This is a genomic window from Pseudoalteromonas sp., assembly GCF_041629635.1.
Taxonomy (GTDB): domain Bacteria; phylum Pseudomonadota; class Gammaproteobacteria; order Enterobacterales; family Alteromonadaceae; genus Pseudoalteromonas.
Genome location: NZ_JBFKMX010000235.1, coordinates 1 through 2998 on the forward strand (window position 1 = coordinate 1; position 2998 = coordinate 2998).

The window sequence follows — 2998 nt, forward strand, 5'->3', positions numbered from 1 at the left end:
CACCAAAACGGTTAACCCCACCGAGTCTCAGCAATAGCTATTGACGATAACACGGTCAGACCGAGAGCAATAAAACCTGTTTAGCCGGGAAGTAGCAAATACTGTCTAACGAATGAGGTCATTGCTCAAGCGCAAATCATCAGGGCGATAGCGTAGCAAAGCTAATAAACGCCGAATGTAGAGCTGCTGTCAGATCTTCTTGTTGTTGAAGACACCTATTGCTTGACAAAGGGGAGTCCATGTAGCCCGCATAACGGGCAAAAATACGTAGGCTACAATACCAAGCGAAGCGCAGGGAGCCTACGTGTTTTTTGTCCCCAGCGAGCGAAGCGAGTGTTAATGCGTTTGTTATGTGCCTTTGCTGATAAAAGCAAATTTACCTTTCACACTCTGCCCTCTCATATTCTCGCACCACAGTTTATAAAGTGGGTAAATAGCCGCTGACCCGATTAATGAAAAGATAAAACCAAGTGTTGAGTACATTAAGGGAGATAAAATAAAAATTGTACCTTCGGAACCCTCTGCAATAAATACGTTGCTGATGACCAGATGAAAGGCAACACCGAAGGCAAGTGCTACACCGAAACAAATCCAAATTGCGATGACCATAAACGAAGCAAAATTGAGCTGAATTCGTGCTTGGTCACTATATTGTTCTTTTAATTCCATTGCAGTGTGAACTCCTGAAGCACATAACAGCTTATTAGTGCGCATTTCGATTTAAGGAAGTTATCCACACCCATAAATATTCAGACTAATGACTTTTTTATTTCATAATTTCAGTAGGTTACCAATAGTTTTTGATGCGAGCAATGTAAAAGTACTGTAGTAAAAACGAGCCATTTGATTGATAAAAACTGAAATACCACATATAACTGAATATATATACAGTTATATGTGTGGTGCGCTATGGGATATTCTCCATTTATAGAATCCGTAAGGGTTGAGCTAAGAACAAGGCGTTATAGTATTAAAACTGAAAAGGTTTATCTCTTTTGGATAAGATCGTTTATTTTATTTAATGACAAGAGGCATCCAAATGAAATGGGAAATCATGAGATAGAACGATTTTTAAATCATTTAGCCTTAAATCGTCAGGTAAGCCCTGCATCGCAAAATCAAGCGCTATGTGCCCTTATATTTTTATATCGTTATGTTGTAAAAAAAATACGTGGGCTAAATTATTCATTTACAAAAAAAGAGCAAGTGATGCCTATCGTACTTACGCATCAAGAGGCGACCTGTATTATTGACAAAATGAAGGGAATTCATTGGTTAATTGCCTATATTTTATACGGTAATGGGCTTAGAATTAATGATGCGTTGAGCCTAAGAATCAAAGATATAGACCTTGAAAATAACATGGTTTTTGTATTTAGAGGGAAAGGGCACAAAGACAGGTATTCGTTGTTACCAAAATCATTAAACAATGCAATATGCTGTCAAATCGACAAAGTAAAAACGTTACATCAGTTGGATTTAAGTCAAGGTTATGGATTAACGTCATTACCACCTGCGTTAATATGGTAATGCGATTAAAGACTTTACTTGGCAATATTTATTCCCTTCCACTACACGATGTGCTCATCCATATGATGGTTATATTTGTCGCCATCATATTCATTGTTCCGCTTTTAGGAAAAAACTTAGAGAGGCCGTTCAGTTAGCTGCAATTCCCAAACGTGTGAAGGCGCATACATACAGGCATTCATTTGCCACTGAGCTGTTATTGCAAGGCACTGATTGCAGGGTCTGTTAATCTTTCAAGTTCGTTTTTGCAGCAGTTTGATTGGGTTTTATACAAGGCAGAGGCTGCGCAGCATAGTTATTCTATGTGAGTCAGCCGATAACACAGTAGAAAACCCAATCAAGCGCTGCCGAACGGTTCTTTTGAGCGCACTTTTCTCATTGTTGCTCGATATTCGCTTAGATTACTAGGCCACACATCGAGCGCCGCGATAAAAGTTCGCTCAAGCAGAACAAAAATAGAACTGCAAAGGTCAACAGATCCTCTAACTGTACAAGAATTACTTGGTCATACTGACTTAAAAACCACAGAAATTTACACGCATGTTGTAGGTACGCGGTTTGGTAACACAAGAAGTCCTATTGATCGTTGAACATTAAAATGAAACCGCATGTTTTTTGTTTTGTGAATAGATTTAATAAGTGAAGGATAAATAAAGGCTAACAATGCAGTTAGCCTTTATAGATTAATTAAATTAAGCAGTTTCTAATGCTAGTTTTGCTTTTCGTAAACGGTAGTTTCGCCAGCGACGCCATGAAAGCATAATGCCTGTATAAACGAGTAAACACGAAAGTAGCGAGGCAAGGCCTGCGATGGTTTGGCCGATAATGCCGTACGCTTCGCCTGTGTGTAAAAAGCGAATGTAACTGCGTGCTTTTCGGTAGGTTGATAAATCGTCAAAGGTAAGGGTTTGTAATACAGTACCTGTTTGTGTATCTACCGTTACCGTTAAGCGTTTTTGAGGCTCGCCACATGTACCTGTATCAAGGTTAAATGACATTTTATCCATTATTTGTGTGGGTAAACTGAATTGGGCACGTTGCCAATCTGGCGTTTGGTTTATGGCGTTTTTAAATAACACATCAAGCGATTGAGCTGTGACTTGGTTTAATGGTGTTGCTGTTAGCTTTTCTATTTTTGCCTGAGTAGATACCACCTCTTTTAAGGTGTTCCCCGGCCATTTAAAAGAGAAAAAGAAGCCGGTTGCAATCACTACTGCCAGCACTGGCGCAAAGTAAATACCGTACACATTATGCCATAGATAGTCGCGGGCATTGTTGTTTTGGTAAGACTTGCCAAACGTAAGTTTTTGTTTAAAGGCGCGTTTATTAAAGTGTTTTGGCAACCATAAATAAAGTCCCGAAAGTACCAACACAAAGAAAATCACATTGGCGATGCCGTTAACCCAACGACCTGTTTCACTGAAGCTGCCATCAAGTGTGAGCCAGCGGTGAAAGGCTCGTAACTTGC

Annotated in this window: 4 protein-coding genes; 2 read left to right on the top strand and 2 right to left on the bottom strand. The window is 39.6% G+C overall.

Annotated features, from left to right (window positions below):
• Positions 1-348: 348 nt before the first annotated feature.
• Entirely contained in the window at positions 349-669 is a 321-nt protein-coding gene (locus ABYD77_RS18490) for a hypothetical protein (RefSeq protein WP_372771566.1), read from the bottom strand.
• Positions 670-909: 240 nt separating this feature from the next.
• On the opposite strand from ABYD77_RS18490, the gene ABYD77_RS18495 reads away from it, so the two are divergent.
• Positions 910-1530: a phage integrase N-terminal SAM-like domain-containing protein gene (locus ABYD77_RS18495; protein WP_372771567.1), complete on the top strand. Its 621-nt coding sequence runs from the start codon at positions 910-912 to the stop codon at positions 1528-1530.
• Positions 1531-1603: 73 nt separating this feature from the next.
• Complete coding sequence (locus ABYD77_RS18500) at positions 1604-1759, top strand: tyrosine-type recombinase/integrase (RefSeq protein ID WP_372771569.1); 156 nt, start codon at positions 1604-1606, stop codon at positions 1757-1759.
• Between the two features lie 463 nt (positions 1760-2222).
• Here ABYD77_RS18500 and ABYD77_RS18505 read toward each other — a convergent pair.
• Positions 2223-2998, bottom strand: a 776-nt coding sequence (locus ABYD77_RS18505) for a PepSY-associated TM helix domain-containing protein (RefSeq protein WP_372771568.1), incomplete at its 5' end; no start/stop codon positions are given.

Coding starts and splice junctions, on each gene's coding strand:
- ABYD77_RS18490 (WP_372771566.1), bottom strand. CDS start 669: ATGGAATTAAAAGAACAATATAGTGACCAAGCACGAATTCAGCTCAAT.
- ABYD77_RS18495 (WP_372771567.1), top strand. CDS start 910: ATGGGATATTCTCCATTTATAGAATCCGTAAGGGTTGAGCTAAGAACA.